This window comes from Hymenobacter sediminis, assembly GCF_003231285.1.
GTDB lineage: Bacteria > Bacteroidota > Bacteroidia > Cytophagales > Hymenobacteraceae > Hymenobacter > Hymenobacter sediminis.
Map to the genome: position 1 here is coordinate 1 of NZ_QKNS01000001.1, position 19,054 is coordinate 19,054.

The 19,054-nt window shown below is 53.8% G+C and carries 18 protein-coding genes and 1 tRNA gene; 5 read left to right on the plus strand and 14 right to left on the minus strand.

All coding sequences use genetic code 11. From position 1 onward, the window contains the following. Positions 1 to 566: 566 nt before the first annotated feature. From DNI29_RS00005 to DNI29_RS00025, 5 genes are all read right to left on the minus strand, one after another. The gene (locus DNI29_RS00005; RefSeq protein ID WP_110976026.1) at positions 567 to 1,319 is read right to left on the minus strand and encodes a proline and serine-rich protein 1 family protein; all 753 of its coding nucleotides are present in this window, start codon (positions 1,317 to 1,319) and stop codon (positions 567 to 569) included. Positions 1,320 to 1,485: 166 nt separating this feature from the next. Next, positions 1,486 to 3,417 (minus strand): CHU_0125 family OmpA-like outer membrane integrity protein, encoded by a 1,932-nt coding sequence (locus DNI29_RS00010; RefSeq protein WP_110976027.1) that lies wholly within the window; start codon positions 3,415 to 3,417, stop codon positions 1,486 to 1,488. A gap of 84 nt (positions 3,418 to 3,501) precedes the next feature. After that, positions 3,502 to 4,011, minus strand: coding sequence for a hypothetical protein (locus tag DNI29_RS00015; RefSeq protein WP_110976028.1), 510 nt, complete (start codon positions 4,009 to 4,011; stop codon positions 3,502 to 3,504). A gap of 157 nt (positions 4,012 to 4,168) precedes the next feature. Continuing rightward, on the minus strand, positions 4,169 to 5,023 hold the full coding sequence (locus DNI29_RS00020; protein ID WP_110977237.1) for a (Fe-S)-binding protein: 855 nt from the start codon (positions 5,021 to 5,023) through the stop codon (positions 4,169 to 4,171). 114 nt (positions 5,024 to 5,137) lie between these two features. Further along, positions 5,138 to 6,529: a 4Fe-4S dicluster domain-containing protein gene (locus DNI29_RS00025; RefSeq protein WP_110976029.1), complete on the minus strand. Its 1,392-nt coding sequence runs from the start codon at positions 6,527 to 6,529 to the stop codon at positions 5,138 to 5,140. A 179-nt stretch (positions 6,530 to 6,708) separates the two neighbouring features. Between DNI29_RS00025 and DNI29_RS00030 the strand changes: the two genes are divergently transcribed. Continuing rightward, positions 6,709 to 6,781, plus strand: a tRNA-Phe gene (locus DNI29_RS00030). A 65-nt stretch (positions 6,782 to 6,846) separates the two neighbouring features. Here DNI29_RS00030 and DNI29_RS00035 read toward each other — a convergent pair. Further along, complete coding sequence (locus DNI29_RS00035; RefSeq protein WP_110976030.1) at positions 6,847 to 7,194, minus strand: hypothetical protein; 348 nt, start codon at positions 7,192 to 7,194, stop codon at positions 6,847 to 6,849. A 257-nt stretch (positions 7,195 to 7,451) separates the two neighbouring features. On the opposite strand from DNI29_RS00035, the gene nagB reads away from it, so the two are divergent. Next, positions 7,452 to 9,386, plus strand: a complete 1,935-nt coding sequence (nagB, locus tag DNI29_RS00040; RefSeq protein WP_238387963.1) for a glucosamine-6-phosphate deaminase — start codon at positions 7,452 to 7,454, stop codon at positions 9,384 to 9,386. A gap of 42 nt (positions 9,387 to 9,428) precedes the next feature. On the opposite strand, the gene DNI29_RS00045 is transcribed toward nagB, so the two are convergent. Beyond that, positions 9,429 to 10,628: a J domain-containing protein gene (locus DNI29_RS00045; RefSeq protein ID WP_110976032.1), complete on the minus strand. Its 1,200-nt coding sequence runs from the start codon at positions 10,626 to 10,628 to the stop codon at positions 9,429 to 9,431. A 145-nt stretch (positions 10,629 to 10,773) separates the two neighbouring features. Here DNI29_RS00045 and DNI29_RS00050 point away from each other — a divergent pair, with 145 nt between their 5' ends. From DNI29_RS00050 to DNI29_RS00060, 3 genes are read left to right on the plus strand one after another with little or no spacing between them, the layout of a single operon-like run. Beyond that, a complete protein-coding gene (locus tag DNI29_RS00050) occupies positions 10,774 to 11,160 on the plus strand; it encodes a phage holin family protein (RefSeq protein WP_110976033.1) in 387 nt (128 codons plus the stop codon). An 8-nt stretch (positions 11,161 to 11,168) separates the two neighbouring features. Continuing rightward, on the plus strand, positions 11,169 to 11,909 hold the full coding sequence (locus DNI29_RS00055; RefSeq protein ID WP_110976034.1) for a hypothetical protein: 741 nt from the start codon (positions 11,169 to 11,171) through the stop codon (positions 11,907 to 11,909). Beyond that, entirely contained in the window at positions 11,887 to 12,657 is a 771-nt protein-coding gene (locus tag DNI29_RS00060) for a phosphoglycerol geranylgeranyltransferase (RefSeq protein ID WP_110976035.1), read from the plus strand. The genes DNI29_RS00055 and DNI29_RS00060 overlap by 23 nt, the downstream gene beginning before the upstream one ends. Before the next feature lie 122 nt (positions 12,658 to 12,779). On the opposite strand, the gene DNI29_RS00065 is transcribed toward DNI29_RS00060, so the two are convergent. From DNI29_RS00065 to panC, 7 genes are all read right to left on the minus strand, one after another. Next, entirely contained in the window at positions 12,780 to 13,703 is a 924-nt protein-coding gene (locus tag DNI29_RS00065) for a helix-turn-helix domain-containing protein (RefSeq protein ID WP_110976036.1), read from the minus strand. 157 nt (positions 13,704 to 13,860) lie between these two features. Continuing rightward, complete coding sequence (locus tag DNI29_RS00070; RefSeq protein ID WP_110976037.1) at positions 13,861 to 15,000, minus strand: acyl-CoA dehydrogenase family protein; 1,140 nt, start codon at positions 14,998 to 15,000, stop codon at positions 13,861 to 13,863. A gap of 272 nt (positions 15,001 to 15,272) precedes the next feature. Beyond that, positions 15,273 to 15,971: a zinc metallopeptidase gene (locus DNI29_RS00075; RefSeq protein ID WP_110976038.1), complete on the minus strand. Its 699-nt coding sequence runs from the start codon at positions 15,969 to 15,971 to the stop codon at positions 15,273 to 15,275. Between the two features lie 68 nt (positions 15,972 to 16,039). Then, on the minus strand, positions 16,040 to 16,519 hold the full coding sequence (rfaE2, locus tag DNI29_RS00080; protein ID WP_110976039.1) for a D-glycero-beta-D-manno-heptose 1-phosphate adenylyltransferase: 480 nt from the start codon (positions 16,517 to 16,519) through the stop codon (positions 16,040 to 16,042). Positions 16,520 to 16,531: 12 nt separating this feature from the next. After that, positions 16,532 to 17,548, minus strand: coding sequence for a lysylphosphatidylglycerol synthase transmembrane domain-containing protein (locus tag DNI29_RS00085; RefSeq protein ID WP_110976040.1), 1,017 nt, complete (start codon positions 17,546 to 17,548; stop codon positions 16,532 to 16,534). A 120-nt stretch (positions 17,549 to 17,668) separates the two neighbouring features. Further along, complete coding sequence (panD, locus tag DNI29_RS00090; RefSeq protein ID WP_110976041.1) at positions 17,669 to 18,016, minus strand: aspartate 1-decarboxylase; 348 nt, start codon at positions 18,014 to 18,016, stop codon at positions 17,669 to 17,671. A 112-nt stretch (positions 18,017 to 18,128) separates the two neighbouring features. After that, positions 18,129 to 18,980 carry a pantoate--beta-alanine ligase gene (gene panC / locus DNI29_RS00095; RefSeq protein WP_110976042.1) on the minus strand — a complete coding sequence of 284 codons (852 nt, stop codon included), beginning with the start codon at positions 18,978 to 18,980 and terminating at the stop codon, positions 18,129 to 18,131. Positions 18,981 to 19,054: the final 74 nt, after the last annotated feature.

Below are 19,054 nucleotides of genomic sequence, written 5' to 3' on the forward strand. Positions count from 1 at the left end.
CAAGAGAAAAACTTTTTTCGAAGCGTTTTCTTCTCAGTACTTAGTGCCGGCTTCCGATTGAAGCGGGCTGCAAAGGTAAACAGCTTTTTGCTTTTTCCAAGTTCCAGACCAAAAAACTTTTTTTCGCTTTTTGGCGCCCTGGTGGGCGGCTATCCCGCTTTTACCGCTATCTAAGCGGCAAGGCGTGGGGTGCTGGTTCTTGGCTTTTCCCAAGTCCCCTCGCGGGGTCGGGCTCCGCTTCCGGCTGAATCGGGGTGCAAAGGTAGCACACCTCGTTTCACTTTCGCAAGCCTGCAGGCAAACTTTTTTTCGACCGTCGGCTAGAGTGCTGTACTCTCGCCGCTGGCCCCCTCCGCGTTTCGGATTGGGAGTGCAAAAGTGCACCATGCCGCCCGCTTTTCCAAACCCTGCCCCATCTTTTTTCGTTTCAGGCCCCGCTTAAGGCTGGGCGGCTTGTGCTAGGCGGCAGAAGGGCAAACACTTACGTGGTGAAAAAATGTTCCTAGTATTATAAAAAAGGCCTCTATTGTGAATAGAGGCCTTTTTGAATTCATTAGAAGCGGTGCTCAGGGCCGGTATGAATCTATATACTGCTGAACCTCGCGGATGCTGGATTGGTATTGTAGTGCATCGTAAACACGATAGAAGTTTTGTCTATCAGCAACACGGGTGTACATGTATTTAGCCAGCTCGATACGGTTTCTATCAAATGCAATGGTAGTGATAAGACGTCGGGCATCATCAGCTGGTAAGCTTACCTCCCGCAAAGCTTCGCGAATAATGGCCAGCTTATTGTCGTCAAAGGATTGACGCTGTACAGTCTGTAGTAGGGCATCTACATCTTGAGGCACCATTATATAAGATGCGTTGCCAGGGTAACTATTGGGATAAGGAGGTTCATTGTTATAGTCAGGAGCAGGCGCAGGCGGTACGGGTGGAGAATACGGGCCGCGGGGAACAGGGCTATACCCTCCTCGCTGAATAGGTAAGGCCGAGACTTTACGGAGTTGAGGAGGGTAGCCATTCCGAGTTGCTAAGACAAAATTGGTTTCTAGGCCTTCATCCAAAAATACCTTAGTCCGGTAACTGATGCTACGGCCGTAGCCGGTGGGAATAAGAAACTCGGCCTGATGGAAACCAGGAGCTATGCGGCTTAGGCTTATTTGGCGAGCTCCAGCCTGAGTTAAGGCACGACCATCGAAGATTAGCCGAAATACTACCCCTCGCTCAGAAGTAAAGTTGACATTGGCAGGAGCCGCATTAGCCAAAGAAGCCAAGAACAGATAGAGCCCGACACATAGAAGTAAAGCCTTTTTCATAATGCAGCTGTTGGAGTGATTGGTCCGTGGGCTAAATCCAAGGATTATGCCAACTGCATATTCTGGTGTACTACCTGTTTACACTGGGATATAGTATAGAGATATAAGAAAAGAAAAGCCCGAGCTACTTGCGCAACTCGGGCTTTTACTAACTGGTTAGGGTAGGCTACTCCGCAATTCTGGTGACCTTAAACTCTGTGCGGCGGTTACGCTGATAATCTTCCTCGGTTTTGGCACCTTGTATTACTGGACGAGATTCACCGTAGCCCTTCGCTGTGATGCGGGACTTTGCAATTCCCTTAGACACAATGTAGGCAACAGCGGCTTCTGCCCGACGCTGAGAAAGAGCCATGTTATAGGCGTCCTTGCCCCGGGAGTCGGTATGAGAGCTGAGCTCAATTGTGATTTGAGGGTTATCATTCAGCGTCTGTACCAGCTTGTCCAACTCTACAGCAGCATCAGGACGAATGTTGGCCTTATCGTAGTCGTAGAAGATGTTATCGACCACAATGGCTTTGTTCTTCACGATTCTGGTGAGCGTGAGGGTTACAGGTACCCGAACATCGTTCATCAAGTCAGGTAGAGACTCTTGGGGAGGGCGCCGGCCAACAGTACTTACATTGTTGCGAGCAGTGAAATAGCCCGAACGGTTTGCGATGAGCGAATAGGTAGCTGTTGCAGTATCCAGCTTCATGCTGAATTTGCCATCGGTACCGGTAGTGACTTCTTGTAGCTTCTGCCCGCTGTTACTATAAAGAGTCACCTTCTCACTTGCTACCGGAACCGATTGGCCGGTTTTGCCAACTAGCTCCACCAAAGTACCATCTACGTAGAAGGTAACGGCTTTATAAGGTCGCTCCCGGAACAGGTAAAGGTCATCGGAGCCTTTGCCACCGGCACGGTTGGAGGCAAACACGCCCATCCGGGGACTTGTAAAGAAAGGAGCAAAGTCGTCGCCGTTGCTATTAATAGGAGCGCCTAGGTTAACTACTTTCCCTTTCTGTACCTTATAAATATCGAGCTTGCCAAGGCCAGGGTGGCCATCGGAAGAGAAGTAGAGGGTGCCATCTGGGGCAATGGCGGGGAAGTTCTCGTTGCCGGGCGTATTGATCAGTTCGCCCAGGTTTTCGGGGGTAGAGAAACGCCCCGGGCTTTCCATGGTGGATTTATATAGGTCGTTACCCCCGAAGCCACCTTTGCGGGTGGAGGTGAAGTAAAGCGTTTGCCCGTCGGGAGAGAATACCGGCGAGAATTCATCGGCAGTGCTGCTGTTTACTCCGCGCAGGATTTCCGGCTCGGTCCAGGTGTTATTTCTGAAGTACGATACCCACAGATCAACGCTGAGGTAGCCTTTCTTGGAGCCATCGTTGGAGCGGGCAAATACCATCATCTTGCCATCGGGCGAGTAGGTAGCACTGGCTTCGTGGCGGTTATCGGAGTTGAAAGTAGACTCAAGCTTCCGAACGGTGCCGCCCGTTAGCTTCTGCTCATCCTCAAACCGAATAGCATAGAGGTCATTGAAACCTTCGCCATTTCCCTGAAAGACCTTGCCCTCCCGTCCGGAAGCGAATACCAACTCTTTGGTATCCGGCATGCGGGTAGCACTGAATTCGGCGGCGGGGGTGTTAATCTGGTCCAGGGGCGTTACTTCATCATTGGTACGCAGAGCCAGCAAGGCCGTGGAGGCCCGAGCGGTGCGCGCGGCTGCTTCCGCTTGCTCAGCCAGGGTGCGGTTGCTGCCGGCTTGGGCATAGGCTTCAAACTGGGTAGCAGCTTCCTCCGTTTTGCCCGCTGCCCGCAGGGCTTGAGCATAGCGGAAACCAGCATCGGGAGCCTTCGCTTTCCCATCCAGGGCCGCTTTGTAGTAGGGCTCGGCTTGGTCGAGACGGTTGGAAAGCCTATATGCCTCTGCGATACGGTAGTTATAGGCCGCCACACTACGGCCCTTGGCAACATCCTTTTTGTATAAAGCAATAGCCGTTTCATACTCGCCCTGGGCGAAGCGCTTATCGGCCTTGCTCATACCGCCAGATGTAGCACAGCCACTGAGCAGGGCCGCCGAACCAGCTACGGCACCCAATAGAATATAGGTTTTCATGAAAGGCAGGGGTAGGAAGGAAACAATACCAGAACGAATAACGAGTATTTCGGGAGGAAGTATGTCAAGATACGACGGCCTCCTCTATTTCTCTACCGCAGAAACGGGTGATTGGAAATAGCGCGTTAGCCAAGTTGCGGCTGCCGGAGCCGGCCACGCTGCCTGGAGCTGCCCCACAGAGGAAATCGTATTGTCGAAGTAAGGCGTTTCTGGGCGTAGCAGCCCCTGGGCTACGGCAGTGCGCAGCTCACGCCGGTCGAGGAGGTGAACCTTGTCATTGAGTAGAAAAGCCAGCTTTGCTTTATCGAGCAATTGAATTTGCAGCTGCTCTTCTATGCTGCGCACGAAGCGTACGGAGGCATCAATGGAGCAGCCACTGGCATCGGCTACGGCTTCATCTAGGCCAATGACCAAGAATTGTTGGTGCCGGATTTCTGCTGATGCAGCCAGGGTACGTCCGTGGCTGGTCCATTCTTCGGCAAACTGCTGGAGGGCTGGCTGCAGGACGGCTACCTCGGCAGCAGTGAAGGGCCGCTCGGCCTGATATATCCAGATGCGGGCTGAACCTGGCAACTGGTTGAAGGATACGTGCATAAACCTGAAAGCTAAGGCAGGGAAAAGGGGTTACCTCCTACCCTGCCGAATTTATAGACGGTGCTAGGAAGAAGCGCCGATTCCTTACAAAGAAACAGCCCCGCCCGGAAGTTCCGGCGGGGCTGCTTACTATATAGAGTAATAGGGCAAGTTGCAGTTACGCATTCAGTCCTTCAGCGGAGGCAATCAGTTCGGCCAGGTCGAACACCTGCACGTCAGATTCACGCTCTTTGTTTTTCACGCCGTCGGCCATCATGGTCATGCAGAAGGGGCAAGCTACGGCAATAACGCTGCCGCCGTGGTTGGAGCCAGCCGGCAAAGCAGGAGCGGTGCTTTCTACCCCACGCAAGTTGCTCAGTACATTGGCGTCCCCATCGAGGGTAGCCAGAGCCTCCTCAGTACGCTCAATGTTGACATCCTTCTTGCCGGGCTCAGGCTCTTTCCACATTTGAGCCCCACCAGCACCACAGCACAGGCCATTGGTTTTGCAGCGCTTCATCTCCAGCAGATCAGCATCTAACACTTCTAGCACAGCGCGTGGCGCTTCGTAGATGTTGTTAGCCCGACCGAGGTAGCAGGAATCATGGAAAGTAATGCGCCGCCCTTTGAATGACTCGCCACCTTCTGCCGTCACCTTGCCCTCATTGATTAGCTGCTGCAGGAACGTGCTGTGGTGGATTACCTCATATTCGCCGCCCAGCGCCGGGTACTCGTTTTTAATGGTATTGAAGCAGTGCGGGCAGGCCGTTACCACCTTCTTAATACCGTAGCCATTGAGGGTAGTAATGTTCTGCATTGCCTGCATCTGGAACAGGAACTCGTTGCCAGCACGTTTGGCTGGGTCGCCGGTGCAGGTTTCCTCCATGCCCAGAACAGCGTAGTTTACACCTACGTGCTCCAGAATCCGGACGAAGGCGCGCGTAACACGCTTGTACCGGTCGTCGAAGGCACCGGCGCAGCCTACCCAGAACAACACTTCTGGGGTTTCGCCCCGGGCGGCCAAGTCGGCCATCATCGGAACATTAATCTGACGTTTTTCCACTGAGGAGCTGAAAATTAGATACCAGGAGCCAAAAAGCTACTACTGGTTGATGAGGATTTCAATTCAAGAAACTCAACGCCGACGCTAGGCCTGTGCAACGGTAGTTTTCTCCGTCACGAACAGGTCATCGGCCCAGTTAAACCGGTCTGAAGGCGAGAAGGCCCAGGGAGCACCGTTGTTCTCGATGTTGCTGAACATCACGTTCAGAGAGTTAGGCGCCGCCGATTCTTCCAGCACTAGGAAGCGGCGCATCTCTACAATGCTTTCCAGCGGGTTGATGTTCACGGGGCAGGCTTCCACGCAGGCATTGCAGGTAGTGCAGGCCCACAACTCTTCCGGCGTTACGTAGCCGCGGAGCAACGTATGGTTTTCTTTGTCTAGTTGCTCTTGTTCGGGGTGCTTGGCCTCTTTGCCGTAGAGGTTGGGGCTGAACACTAAGGGCGAGTTATACTTCTCCTCTACCCTATCGCGGGTGTCCATAATGATTTTACGGGGCGAGAGAAGCTTACCCGTGAGATTGGCCGGGCATACCGAGGTGCAGCGGCCACACTCAGTGCAGGAGTAAGCGTTGAGCAAGTTGGTCCAAGCCAAGTCGTCCACGTCTTTGGCGCCGAAGGGGGTAGGCGCCGCGGCCGAGCCATCAGGAGCGAGGGCCGAAGCCGGTACCTCGTAGCTGGGGTCCATCATGGCTTTCACCTCATGGGTAATGCTTTCCACGTTCGAGAACTGCCCCTGCGGTACTAACCGCGAGAAGTACACGTTCGGGAAGGCCATAATGATATGGAAGTGCTTGGAGCTGGGCAGGTAGTTCAGGAACAGCAGAATACCGACAATGTGAGCCCACCAACCAATGCGCTCCAATACGTGCAGCGCGGCCGGACTATCGGGCAGTAAGCCGGTAAGAAACTGGCTGATTGGAAAAGCCCCAGGCAAATCGGCACCGTGCAGCTTTAAATCGGCGGCGTTCATGGTGAACAACGCCGCCATCAGAATCACCTCGATGTAGAGGATGACGTTGGCGTCGAGGCGAGGCCAGGCGCGCATTTCGGGTCCCGTGAAGCGACGCACACCTTGCACGTTGCGGCGCCACCAGAAGGCCGCTACTGCCAGAATTACCAGCGCGCCCAGAACTTCATTGGTAGCAGTAAGCGCCGAGTACAGTGGCCCGAGGAATTGCAGAAACCGGTGCGTCCCGAAGATACCGTCCGCCAGAATTTCAATTACCTCGATGTTGATAACAATGAAGCCGATATACACAACCAAGTGAAGCAGAGCCGGCGTAAGGCGCTTGAACATCTTTTGCTGACCAAAAGCCACCAGCAGCGTTTTCCATAGCCGCTCGTTCACGTTGCCGCTCATGTCCCGGTCGCGCCCGACGAGGATGTTGGCCCGAATCTTCCGCGCTTGCCAGAAGAACAGGCCAAAGCCTGCCACTGCCACTAGCAGGAAGAGGATGTTTTGAAAAGAAAAGTGCACGGGAATTGGGTAGGTTTGGGGTTTAGGCCGAAATATACTCGTTATGCATAACAAATGACAGTGTTTGCCTTTGTTAGATTCCGGCTGAAAATTTTTTTTCGATACGTCTTGCAGGTTGAAAATGGTTTACTACTTTTGTGCTCCCCAATGGCTGTAACGCTTCGGGGAAACAACGAGCTGGTAATGTAGCTCAGTTGGTAGAGCACAGCACTGAAAATGCTGGTGTCGTTGGTTCGATTCCAACCATTACCACTAAAAAGGCCCTTCACTTCACTGTGAAGGGCCTTTTTGTTTTTCATAACCTCCCAGCCTCTGTGCTACCAAGGTTGGGTTGCGGAAGTTGCCCTACCTCCGTGCTGACGGAAGAACTCATCAACCTGCCGCTGTAAGCTTACTAAATCATCTGTTTCGCTTTCGGCCACAATATGCTCGAAGGCTGAAATGTGACGCGCGGTGCTTAAGAGGTAACCTGGGTGTTGCACCCAGGAATAAGCGTACAGCAAAGTGCCATCTTGCGCTGGCAGGTGAAACTGATACCGAACATCGCTGGCGGGAATAAAGGAGGGTTCGGTGTTGCTTACAGGGTAGTCCCAGGACCGATACAAGGAGATTCGGATGAAGCCCAACTGCTGCAGTTGAGTGTCTTTGATAGATAAGGAAAGCATACATACCCGGCGCGGAACAGACCTATCCGGATAAGCAATTTGCATTACTCTCACTTACATAGAAAGGCAAATACTGCCTCATTTGTGACATTCAATTTGAGATATGTTGAGGAAGCAGTAAAGGCTAGGAAATAGAAGCCCCAGCTTTTAAGGAAGTAAGCTAAGTAGCAAACATATCGGGATAGGGCTAGGGGATTTAGCGCATTATGCCTATCCTTCCGATGTCTTCTTCCTCGTCCACTAGCTTTTCTATTTCCATGGATACTGCCGCTGAACTACGGGCTGAGCGCCTCCCCACCACCATCTACGCTGATTCTGAACAAGCCTCGGTGGCGGTAGCTAGGCAGATTGCCGAGCTTATCCGACAGAAAGCTGCCGCGGGTCAGATGTGCGTGCTGGGGCTGGCTACGGGCTCTACCCCTACCCGCCTCTATGAGGAGCTGGTTCGCCTACACCAGCAAGAAGGGCTTAGCTTCCGCAACGTCATCAGCTTTAATCTGGATGAGTACTACCCTATGCGTCCCGACTCGCTGCAGAGCTACGTCCGGTTTATGCACGAGTACTTGTTTGATCATCTCGACATTCTGCCCGAAAACATCCACATTCCGGATGGCACTATTGCCCAAGAGCAGGTAGCAGATTTTTGCCAGCGCTATGAGGAGCAGATTAAAGAGGCAGGCGGTATTGACCTGCAGGTGCTAGGGATTGGCCGCACCGGCCATATTGGCTTCAATGAGCCGGGCTCTGGTGCTGGTTCCCGAACACGCCTAATAACTCTTGATCATATCACCCGCACCGATGCGGCCTCTGACTTTTACGGCGAAGAGAACGTGCCACGTCGGGCCCTTACGATGGGGGTAGGGACTATTCTGGAAGCGCATCGCATTGTGCTACTGGCCTGGGGCGAAGGCAAGGCCGCCGTGGTTAAGCGCATGGTGGAGGGCGACATGTCGGATTCAGTACCGGCTACCTACCTTCAGCAGCATAGCGCAGTGCAGGTAGTGTTGGATGAGGCTGCTAGTGCTGAGCTAACCCGGGTAAAAACACCATGGCTGGTAGGCAGCTCCCTGAACTGGCAAGATGCCGCTACGGTACGCAAGGCCGTTACTTGGTTGGCTCGCACCCTGCAGAAGCCTATTCTGAAGCTTACAGACGAAGATTACAACGAAAACGGACTATCAGGCTTGCTGGCTGAATCAGGACTGGCGTATGATATCAACATCCGGGTATTCCGGCAGCTGCAACGCACCATAACGGGCTGGCCAGGCGGCAAACCCAACGCCGACGATACCGACCGACCAGAACGGGGAGCACCTTTCCCGAAGCGGGTTCTTATTTTCTCCCCCCACCCCGATGACGACGTTATTTCCATGGGCGGCACCTTACTGCGTCTGGTTGACCAGGGGCATGAAGTGCACGTAGCGTATCAGACCTCGGGCAACATTGCCGTTTTTGATGACGAAGCGGTTCGGTTTGCCGAGTTTGTGGCGGAGTACGATGAAGCCTTCCGGCTCGATGATCAACCAGCCGAAAGGCTGTACCGACGCGTAACTGATTTTCTGCGCCAGAAGCACCCCGGCCAGGTAGATTCCGCTGAGGTGCAGCAGATCAAGGGGCTGATCCGGCGCGGAGAAGCCAAAAGTGCTTGCCGCTATGCCGGGGTTCCGGATCAGAACGCGCACTTCATGGATTTGCCGTTTTATGAAACCGGGCGGGTCCGCAAAAAGCCTATCGGCGAAGAGGATATTCGGCTGACGATGGAGCTGCTGGAACCAATACGCCCACACCAGGTGTACGCCGCCGGCGACCTTTCCGACCCCCATGGCACGCACCGGGTATGTTTAGCCGCTGTTTTCGAAGCCATTCGCCGGCTGCAGGCGGCCCAGACTAGTTGGCTTGCGGAGTGCAGAGTGTGGCTCTACCGGGGCGCATGGCAGGAGTGGGACATCGACCAGATTGAAATGGCAGTGCCACTTTCCCCACAGGAGCTTACCCGTAAGCGCCGCGCTATCTTCAAGCACCAGTCGCAGAAAGACCGGCCTCTCTTCCCCGGGGCTGATCAGCGGGAGTTCTGGCAACGCGCCGAGGAGCGTAACCGGACCACGGCTCGCCTCTACGACCAACTGGGCTTGCCAGAATACGAAGGGATAGAAGCATTCGTGCGCTGGAAGTTTGAGCAGCCTTCCGCCTAAGGCCAGGGGTAGGCACTTGCATCAGTGGCTGCGCTGTGTGGCTTATTTATTCTGTAGAATACCTTCTTCGGATATGGGGAAGGTGTTCTGCTTTTTCTCGGGCGCACATACTTCGTCGCGTACTTGCTCCGCGAAGCGGTAGCCCTGTACTACTGCCCGTCGGAAAAACTCGCAGGCTTCGGTGGCATTGCCTTCCTGCTGTGCTATGCGCCCTAACAAAAAGTAGACTTGGCCCTGCCGAGGGTAGGTTGCCAGTACCTGCCAGTAATCGGCGCGGGCGGCCCGAAGGTCCTGCTGCTTATAGCTGGCCAGCCCTCGGTACAACAACAGCCGCGCTACCACATAAGCTGGTTGGTTCTGAGTGTACTGTAGGCCAACATCAAAGTCGCGGTGGGCGGCAGCGTAGCGGTGGGTCAAAAGCAGGGCCTCGCCTCGCAGAAGCCGCGCCCGAGCCAAGGTAGAATCTTGCCTCAGCGCCTGGCTGGCCGTAACTTCTACCAAATCGGGGCGTTGCTGCCCCCGGTAGCACTGGCTCAAGCGAAGGAGCAGTTGAGCACGAGCCGCGGGCATTGTGGTTTCGGCCAGAGCGGCACGGTAGTCGGCAGCGGCGGCCTTGGGATTATGGTAGAACAGTTCTTCTATTTCGCCCCGCCGACGTAGGGCATCAGCATAGCCGGGCCGGAATTCAATGGCTTCCGAGAAAAAGCTGTGTGCGGCGCTCCACTCGTGTCGAGTGTAAGCTTCCAGCCCATATTGGTAGTTGCTGGAGGCAGTCACGCGGTACATTGATACACGTACCGAAACGATAAAGAGCACAATACCAGCTACCAGCAACAGAATAAGCCGTAAGTCGCGCCGCGTAAACCGAATGCGTTGCTTTGGGATGGGTCGGTAATGCCGCTCATAAGAGCCCGCCGGGCGCCGGGTCCGCATGGGGGCCGCAGGTGGTGGCATGGGCACTCCATACACGTGTTGGCCTTGGTTCCGAAACTGCTGTTGCCGGCGTGCTTCCTCGGCCCGGCGGGCGGCTACCTGTAGCTGGAAGTCGTACTGTGCCCGGCGGCTAGGGTCGCCCAGCACCTGATAAGCTGCTGCTACCGCTTTAAATAAGTCTTCGTACAGGGGGCTGCCCCCGTGCTTATCAGGGTGGTATTTTACGGCCAGCTGCTTATACGCCAACTTTATTTCGCGTGCGGTAGCGGTGGCAGCAATTCCAAGTACCTGATAATGATTCTGGCTCAAACTAGATCAGTATATAGTAAAAGTACGGCAATTTTCAGACACAGCGGCCGCTTTTCCGTAAGAAAAGGCTGTTCGCAAAACCGGCTCTGCCAGGGCTTTCGGACCTGTTCATCTGTAACATTGTTCCTCGTCAAAATCCTCCCCCATGGGCCTGTTCTCCACCGAAGACGATGCCACCAAAACGCCCCGCACCGATAATCTGATGGGCAACTTGATGGGCTACCTCGATACTCGTATTGATCTGGTACGCCTTGAAACGCAAGAAAAAGTAAAAACTGCCTTCGTAGGTACTGTGCACGGGGTAACCCTGGGCGTAATCGGGCTGATGTTCTTTCTTTTCCTGAATATTTTCCTTGGGTTGCTACTAAACGACGTGCTTGATAGCCCCTACTGGGGTTTTGGCATCGTAGCCGGTTTCTACCTAGTGCTACTCGTCATCTTTGTGATTGGAGTAGATAAGAAGCTGTTCCAGGGCCTAGCCGATAAGCTCCTGAATAACACGATTTATAAATCTGATAAACGCCAAGCCTAACCCCTCGTATGGCCGATCTGCATAACCCGCTGTTTGAAGATGAAAAAGAGTTTCTGGAGCGCCAGAAGCTGGAATATGAGCGCGCCCTGTTGGGCGAGGTCGAAGGAATTAAAGCCAAAACCCAGGTTGTCAGCAAGTACGTAGCTATTGGAGCTGGTGTACTAGGTGGCGTTTGGTTGCTGTCGAAAGCCTTTGGTGGAAAAAAAAAGTCCGCCGCTCTCCAAAACGATAATGAGTACCGCCGCCATCAGCTGAAAAGTGCTACCCCTCCGCGCCGGTCAAAGGCTTCGACGGCCGTTGATACGGCTGTGGCCGATGACTTAGGGTTTGGCACCAATCACCATCACTACGACCGAGGCAATACCCATCCTCATTCGGAGCGGGCCCACATTGCCCCCGATGTGTACCACACCGACGCTGATCCGTTCCAGCCGCTAGGGTTCGATGAGTCGTCGGCTTACCGCTCCCTACCCGTGTCGCGGCCCTCAACCCACACCACTGCCGATGGCTCGTCGATGCTGGCGTCCGTGATAAAGGCATTTCTGCAGTCGGATACCGGCAAGCTGCTGGTAGCTCAAGCTTCCGCGGTGCTGATGGCATATGTAGCGAAGAAGGCCAGTGAGTATTTGCCTGTGCTTAAAAATCCCGACCTTGCATCTTCGGGCCCGGTTCAGACCGAACCCGAAACCAAGGATATCGAGTTTACTTACCACCACGACGACGCGGATGCGCCTCACCAGCCTGTATGATACGTTAAGCAACCGCCGGATGCACGGCCAGAAGTCTCTGGCCGTTCTGCTGGACCCGGATAATTTAGATGAGGCTGCTTGCCGGCAGGTGCTGGAGCTAAGCGAGCAACATACCGTAGATTACTTTTTTGTGGGCGGCAGCTTGGTGATGAATTCTCGCCAGGCTGCCCTCATTCGTTTTATCAAGAGCCGCTCGGCCGTGCCCGTGCTGCTTTTTCCCAGCCACAGCCTGCACCTCGATGATCAGGCCGACGGCATTCTGCTCTTGTCCCTAATTTCGGGACGCAACCCGGATTTCCTGATCGGGCAGCACGTAATTGCCGCGCCTCTGCTACGTCAGAGCAATCTGCAGATTCTGCCCACCGGCTACATGCTAGTAGATACCGGTCGTCAGACGACAGCCAGCTACATCAGTGGTACTACCCCCCTCCCCTACGACAAACCCAGCATTGCAGCCTGTACCGCTATGGCTGGCGAGCAGCTGGGCCTGCGCCTTATGTATCTCGATGGGGGTAGCGGCGCCTTGTACCCCGTAGCAGCAGCTACTATCAGGGCCGTGCGCCAGGCCGTGGATGTCCCTCTGATTGTAGGTGGGGGCATCAATACCATAGAAAAGGCACAAGCGGCCCTCACTGCCGGCGCCGACGTCATTGTTATCGGCAACCAGATTGAAAAATCGCCCGAATTTCTGGCCGATATGTCGCGCGTAGTACGCAGCTTCAACCAGACCCAGGTTCTCTCTAAATAAGCAGAACAGTGGCCAACCCGCCTTGCGGCGAAGCTATTTTGTCTTGGCCCTACCCCTATCAAAGCAGAAAAGCCCCGTGTAAACGGGGCTTTTCTGCTTTGATAGGGGTAGTAAACTTATAGTTAGATGTTCATGGCCGACTCGCGGCGGCGCATCTTTCCGGCTGGAATGCCAAACATCATTTTGAAGCGGCGGCAGAAGTAAGCTGTGTCCTTGTAGCCCACTTCCTTTCCAATGTCGCGGATGCTTTTCTTGGTCGTGCGGAGCAGGAACACGGCGCGTTCCATACGCTGGTATTCAATATAGTCCTGCGGGTTAATGCCGGTCAGCATCTTGAAGTACTGGCCTACATAGTCCTCGCTCACATTTGCCACGCCCGACAGTACTTTATTCGACAGGTCGCCACCGATGTTCTCCTTAATGTAGTTGAACAGGTCGATGAGGCGAGGGTCTTTGAAGTAGGTGCTGTTAGTAGCCAGCTGCTCCACGAACATCTTGTTTTTCAAGATGTAGCGCACAATTTCCACCACAATGTTCTCGGTGTAGATTGTGATGAGCCGCTCCCGGCCTGGCAGTTCCTGCAGGCTTTCTTCTACTACCTTAATCACTAGGTTAGCCAGCTTGGAATTTCCTGTGATCAGGAAAGCCGGCACGTCCAGCGAAGCAAAGAAGTTCACGGAATCGAACACCTTGGCTTCAAAGCTTACAAACGAGTGACTCTCCTCCGCGTCACCGATCAAGTCCAGATCGGAGTTGGAGTGAAAGAACTTGTCCTTGTTAGTAATCAGGTCGTCGTTGGTGATGCTCTTATTCGAAGACTCGCCGTAGGTCACCTTGGTAGCCCGGCCACCTGGAATGAACAGCATTTCGCCTTCCTCAACTACTTGATCTTCATCACCGAACGAAATACGTCCTTTGTGAAGCAGAATCAGGTTGTTTCCTACGTCGTAAGAGTTGCGCACCGTAAAGGGCTGTTGCAACACTAGGTTTTTCGCCTTGATGTACCTTACACCCAGCGACTCAATCACTTTATTATAATCTTCCATCTTTGACGGGCATTTAAAAGCTTAAGCTTGGGCAAAGAAATAGTACCCCGCACTTAGGTAATGCAAAATAACATATAAAAATTCACACAAACACAAAACCCAGCCTAAAAAGGGCTGGGTTTTGTGCAATACTTCTGAATTTTAGGCAATTCAAAATTTATTTTAAGATTTCACGAGAGATTACAATTTTCTGAATCTCAGAAGTTCCCTCGTAAATCTGGGTGATTTTGGCGTCGCGCATGAGCCGCTCTACGTGGTATTCTTTCACGAAACCGTAGCCGCCGTGAATCTGCACAGCTTCCACAGAAGCGTCCATGGCCGTTTTGGAAGCGAATAGCTTCGCCATAGCGCCCGACTTGGCATAGTCGCGGTGGGCATCTTTGTCGGCAGCAGCCTGCAGGCACAGCAAACGAGCCGCATCAATGTTGGTAGCCATATCAGCCAGCTTGAACTGAATAGCCTGATGCTGAGAAATCGGCACACCGAATGCTTTGCGCTCCTTGGAGTATTTTAGCGCTAATTCATAGGAACCTGAAGCAATACCCAGCGCCTGCGCCGCAATGCCAATCCGCCCGCCGGCCAATACCTGCATAGCGAACTTGAAGCCGAAACCATCTTCCCCGATGCGGTTAGCCTTGGGCACCTTCACGTCGTTGAACAGCAGCGAGCAAGTATCGGAGCCTCGAATGCCCAGCTTATTCTCTTTGGGGCCGGTCTGGAAGCCTTCCATGCCTTTCTCCACGATGAGCACATTGATACCGCGGTGCTTCAGCTCGGGGTTGGTCTGGGCTACTACCAAGTACACCGAAGCTGTAGTACCGTTGGTAATCCAGTTTTTAGTGCCGTTCAAGAGGTAGTAGTCACCTTTGTCCTCAGCGGTAGTTTGCTGGCTGGTAGCGTCAGAACCAGCTTCCGGCTCCGACAAAGCAAAAGCGCCGATGATTTCACCTGTGGTCAGACGGGTAAGGTACTTCTGCTTCTGCTCTTCGGTGCCGTATTTCTCCAGGCCCCAGCACACCAGTGAGTTATTTACTGACATGATAACGGAGCAAGAAGCATCAACTTTGCTGATTTCCTCCATGGCTAGCACATAGCTTACGGTATCCATGCCGCCGCCACCGTACTCCGGGCTTACCATCATACCGAGGAAGCCTAGCTCCCCCATTTTCTTGATCTGCTCAGCAGGAAATTTCTGATGTTCGTCGCGTTCAATAACGCCAGCCCATAGTTCACTTTGGGCAAAATCGCGGGCAGCGGCCTGAACGGCCAATTGTTCTTCGGTGAGCTGGAAATCCATGCAGTAAGAAAAGGGTGGGGTGGGAAAAGCGTCAAAGAAACCAAAGCGTAAATTCGCTGAGGAGCCTCAAAATTAACTGACTAGTTTGCACATTTTGCAGACAGGCCGCAATTTTTTAGTAGGCTAGCAGAATAATGCAACCGCCGGATTTTTCGTTTCCCGAGTAGCCGAGTTTTCAGTTATTCAATAGGCTTAGCAACCACTATTCTATTAAAAATAAAGCCGCCGCTCCTTATCAGAAGCGGCGGCTTTATTTTTATAATGAAGTCGTGTTAGCGACGGTCGCGGCTGCCCATAAACAGGCTCACGTAGTAAAGAAGGGTAGCCAATGAACTGATGGCGGCTACCACATAGGTCATGGCGGCCCACCAGAGGGCATCTTTAGCCATAGCGTGCTCCTGCGGAGTTACAATGCCACGCTTATCAATCCAGGCCAGGGCCCGCTTCGAAGCATCAAATTCAACTGGCAGAGTCACGAAGGAAAACAGGGTAGTAAGCGAGAACAGCACAATACCTAAACCCAGGGGGTAGGGCGTAGTCCGGAGCATCAGCACCCCAATCAGCAGCACGAAAGGCATGAAGCGCGACACGGCGCTTAGGGCCGGCACCATAGCTGAGCGGAATTGCAAGGCACTATAGGCGGTGGCGTGCTGTACGGCATGGCCACATTCGTGGGCGGCTACGGCCGCGGCCGCGGCGCTACGCTCGGCATACACTGCTTCGCTTAGGTTCACGGTTTTGTCGGCGGGGTTGTAGTGGTCGGTCAGGCGCCCTTCGGTGCTGATAACCCGCACATCGGTAATACCGTGGTCGGCCAGCATCAGCTCAGCAATCTGCTTGCCCGAAAGGCCCGACTGCAGCCCGATCTGAGAGTATTGACTGAACTTACTGCGTAACCGCCATTGAATCAACCATCCGGCTACCATAGCCAGAATGATGATAAAGTAAATGGGGCTTGAACTGTAGTACATAGGGAAAGAGATTAGAAGTGATGGGGCCAACTGCAGGAAGCGGCAGCATCATCTTCCTACCCTCTTCCTCAGCGGCTACCCAGAATTCGCTCGACGATGCGCGTGGTACTGTACCCAGCTACCAATGGTACGGTCAGCACTTGTCCGCCGTTTTGTAACACTACCTCGTGGCCGACAATTCCACTGATCTGATAGTCATCACCCTTCACTAAAATATTAGGTTGGATGGCTTCAATCAGGGCCAGGGGCGTTTGCTCACCGAAGAGCACTACGGCATCCACAAACAAAAGCGAGGCCAATACCCGCGCCCGTGACACTTCGTCCTGAAGGGGGCGGCCCGGCTTGAGGCAGCTAACCGAAGCGTCTGTATTCAGCCCGACTACCAGCCGCTGCCCGAGGTGGCGTGCTTTCTCGAGGTAGTCGACGTGGCCTAGGTGCAGTAAGTCAAAACAACCGTTGGTGAATACCACCTGTTCGCCGTTGGCCTTCCAAGCGGCTACCTGGGGTAGCAAAGCCTCCAGGGACATGATTTTTTCTTTCGTCCACATACGCTTAGTGTTCTAGGTTAGCGCTACCTGCTTTATCTCACGCCCTGACTTCATCATGCTAGCCACGAAGCTGACACCGCCCATTAAGACAACCAGCAGCGTTTGGGAGCCGTGTACCACCAGCGCATAGGCAATACCGGCTTCTTTGCTGATGCCATACACCAGCAGCGTGCTTTGCACCATCAGGTGAAATGCACCAAAGCCCCCCTGAACCGGAGCTGCCATACCGAAGGCCCCAAACGTGAGTACAGCCAAGCCCGCTGCGGGGGTGAGGCCAGCCGTTGCCGGGAAGGCGAAAAAAGCCAGGTAGTCCATAAGGTAATACACTAGCCAAGTGAAGGCCGTGTGTAGTAGAAACAACCCAGGATTACGCAGTTTCCGGACGCTGAAGATACCTTCAATCATACCACGCACGAAGCCTTCCACTTTTACAAATAGTGCCCGCTGCCGAAGCGCCTCTAGGTTGCGGAATAATAAGTAGCCTAGAATCAACAAGAGCGCCACCGCGGTTCCCAGCACGGCCAGCAGTAGTCCTTGATGCGTAGCCAGAGAGTTGTATCGATCTGAAAATAGACTGATGACGAAACGCCAGAACTTCTGAAAGTCCAGCAGCAGCGTTAGGCTCAGCAGTGCTGCCAAAATCAGCAAGTCAATTACCCGTTCAGTAATTACGGCTCCGAGCGACACCTGCACCGGCACCCGGCCCGTACGATTCAGTACTGAGCACCGGATTACCTCTCCCATACGAGGTAGCACCAGATTTGCCAGGTAGCCGACCATCATGGCGTGATATACGTCCCAGTAGCTGACTTTCTGCCGGCTAGCTTCCAGCTGCATCTGCCACCGGTGCGCCCGACTAAAATATCCTAGCCCCGAGAGAATAACTGTTAGCCCCAGCCAGCCATAATTAGCCGTGCGCACGTACTCGCCCACCAACCGGAGCTCCTGCCCGCGCAAGGCGTACCACATTAACAACCCCGACAATATCAGCAGCAGGCCGTACTTGAGGATATTGAGTAATTTCTTCATGTAGTGACAGATGTATACCGCCCGCTAAACAAAAGTGGCTGCCGACTTCAGGGCGGCGCAGCCCAGGTTCAGGCTATTCCGCTTTGAAGTCGGCAGCCACTTGCCTCGAAGGCATAGGCCCTACCCGACGCGGTTATGCTGATCGGGGAAAATGACAGTGGGTTTATGCGTGCGGGCTTCCGCGAAGTCGATAAGGGCGTAGGAAATAATGATAATAATGTCGCCGACGGCTACTCGGCGGGCGGCCGGACCGTTTAGGCAAATCATACCCGAGCCCCGCTCCCCTTTGATCGTGTAGGTTTCGAACCGCTCGCCATTGTTGATATTCACAATGGTCACTTTCTCGTTCTCCACCATATTAGCCGCATCCAGCAGGTCTTCATCAATAGTGATACTCCCTACGTAGTGCAGCTCCGCCTGCGTAACCTTTACGCGGTGAATCTTTGACTTAAGAACCTCTATATGCATGGTGAGAAAGCAGATGAATTTTGGGCCGCAAAGATACGAAGGTGAAGTTGTAAGCAGATGTAGCTCTCCCTACCCCGGCACTTGCCACGAAAGCCGTCTGACTTCTTACTGACTACCCCTCTATCACCACATTATCAATAAGACGCACACCGCCCAGGTGGGCTGCCAGGCAAACAGCCACGGCGCGGTGTGGCTGCCAATCCGTCAGGGGCTGTAGGGTCTGAGCATCTACTACCTCTAAATACTCCAGATCAAGGGCTGGTTCCGATGCCAGCAGCTCCTGTGCGGCCGCCTGAACGGCTGCCGGGCTAGCTTCTCTACCCTGCACTAACTTTTCGGCCAACTGTAAGCCTTGATACAACCGTGGCGCGATGGCTCGCGCTTCGGCATCCAGTCGGCGGTTGCGCGACGACATAGCTAGTCCATCGGCCTCTCGCACGGTAGGAAAGGCGACAAGCTCCAGATCAAACGATAAGTCAGCAATTAACTGCCGGACAATTGCTACCTGCTGCAGATCTTTTTGCCCAAAATACACTCGGTGCGGCCGGCTCAGGTGAAACAGTTTACTTACTACTGTAGCTACCCCATTGAAATGGCCCGGTCGGTGAGCACCTTCCATCACTTGCTCCAACGCCCCGAAATCAAAGCGGAGCACAGTAGACTGAGGATACATTTCTGTTACCGCTGGCAGAAAGAGAGCAGTGCAGCCTGCCGGGGCCAGGAGCGCGGCGTCAGCCTCGGGCAGGCGCGGGTACAGCCGAAAATCGTCGGGGTTATTGAACTGGGTAGGGTTGACGAAGATACTCACCACTACGGCGTCGCACTCTTGGGCTGCGGCGCGCACTAGCTGCAGGTGGCCTTCGTGCAAAGCCCCCATCGTTGGGACCAAGCCAATGCGCTTTCCCTCTCGCCGCCAAGTTTCTGTTTGGGCTTGCAACGCCGCGGCGGTATTCAGTATCTCCATAGGGTAAAAGACACCCTCTAACGAGTAGTAGGGTCGTGTGGTTGAAATTTCCCTCAAAAATGTTTAATTTTGTG

Bases quoted from the DNA above. Each gene is read 5' to 3' on its own strand.
- DNI29_RS00005 (WP_110976026.1), bottom strand. From the start codon at position 1,319: ATGAAAAAGGCTTTACTTCTATGTGTCGGGCTCTATCTGTTCTTGGCT.
- DNI29_RS00010 (WP_110976027.1), bottom strand. From the start codon at position 3,417: ATGAAAACCTATATTCTATTGGGTGCCGTAGCTGGTTCGGCGGCCCTG.
- DNI29_RS00015 (WP_110976028.1), bottom strand. From the start codon at position 4,011: ATGCACGTATCCTTCAACCAGTTGCCAGGTTCAGCCCGCATCTGGATA.
- DNI29_RS00020 (WP_110977237.1), bottom strand. From the start codon at position 5,023: ATGGCCGACTTGGCCGCCCGGGGCGAAACCCCAGAAGTGTTGTTCTGG.
- DNI29_RS00035 (WP_110976030.1), bottom strand. From the start codon at position 7,194: ATGCTTTCCTTATCTATCAAAGACACTCAACTGCAGCAGTTGGGCTTC.
- nagB (WP_238387963.1), top strand. From the start codon at position 7,452: ATGGATACTGCCGCTGAACTACGGGCTGAGCGCCTCCCCACCACCATC.
- DNI29_RS00050 (WP_110976033.1), top strand. From the start codon at position 10,774: ATGGGCCTGTTCTCCACCGAAGACGATGCCACCAAAACGCCCCGCACC.
- DNI29_RS00055 (WP_110976034.1), top strand. From the start codon at position 11,169: ATGGCCGATCTGCATAACCCGCTGTTTGAAGATGAAAAAGAGTTTCTG.
- DNI29_RS00060 (WP_110976035.1), top strand. From the start codon at position 11,887: ATGCGCCTCACCAGCCTGTATGATACGTTAAGCAACCGCCGGATGCAC.
- DNI29_RS00065 (WP_110976036.1), bottom strand. From the start codon at position 13,703: ATGGAAGATTATAATAAAGTGATTGAGTCGCTGGGTGTAAGGTACATC.
- DNI29_RS00070 (WP_110976037.1), bottom strand. From the start codon at position 15,000: ATGGATTTCCAGCTCACCGAAGAACAATTGGCCGTTCAGGCCGCTGCC.
- DNI29_RS00075 (WP_110976038.1), bottom strand. From the start codon at position 15,971: ATGTACTACAGTTCAAGCCCCATTTACTTTATCATCATTCTGGCTATG.
- rfaE2 (WP_110976039.1), bottom strand. From the start codon at position 16,519: ATGTGGACGAAAGAAAAAATCATGTCCCTGGAGGCTTTGCTACCCCAG.
- DNI29_RS00085 (WP_110976040.1), bottom strand. From the start codon at position 17,548: ATGAAGAAATTACTCAATATCCTCAAGTACGGCCTGCTGCTGATATTG.
- panD (WP_110976041.1), bottom strand. From the start codon at position 18,016: ATGCATATAGAGGTTCTTAAGTCAAAGATTCACCGCGTAAAGGTTACG.
- panC (WP_110976042.1), bottom strand. From the start codon at position 18,980: ATGGAGATACTGAATACCGCCGCGGCGTTGCAAGCCCAAACAGAAACT.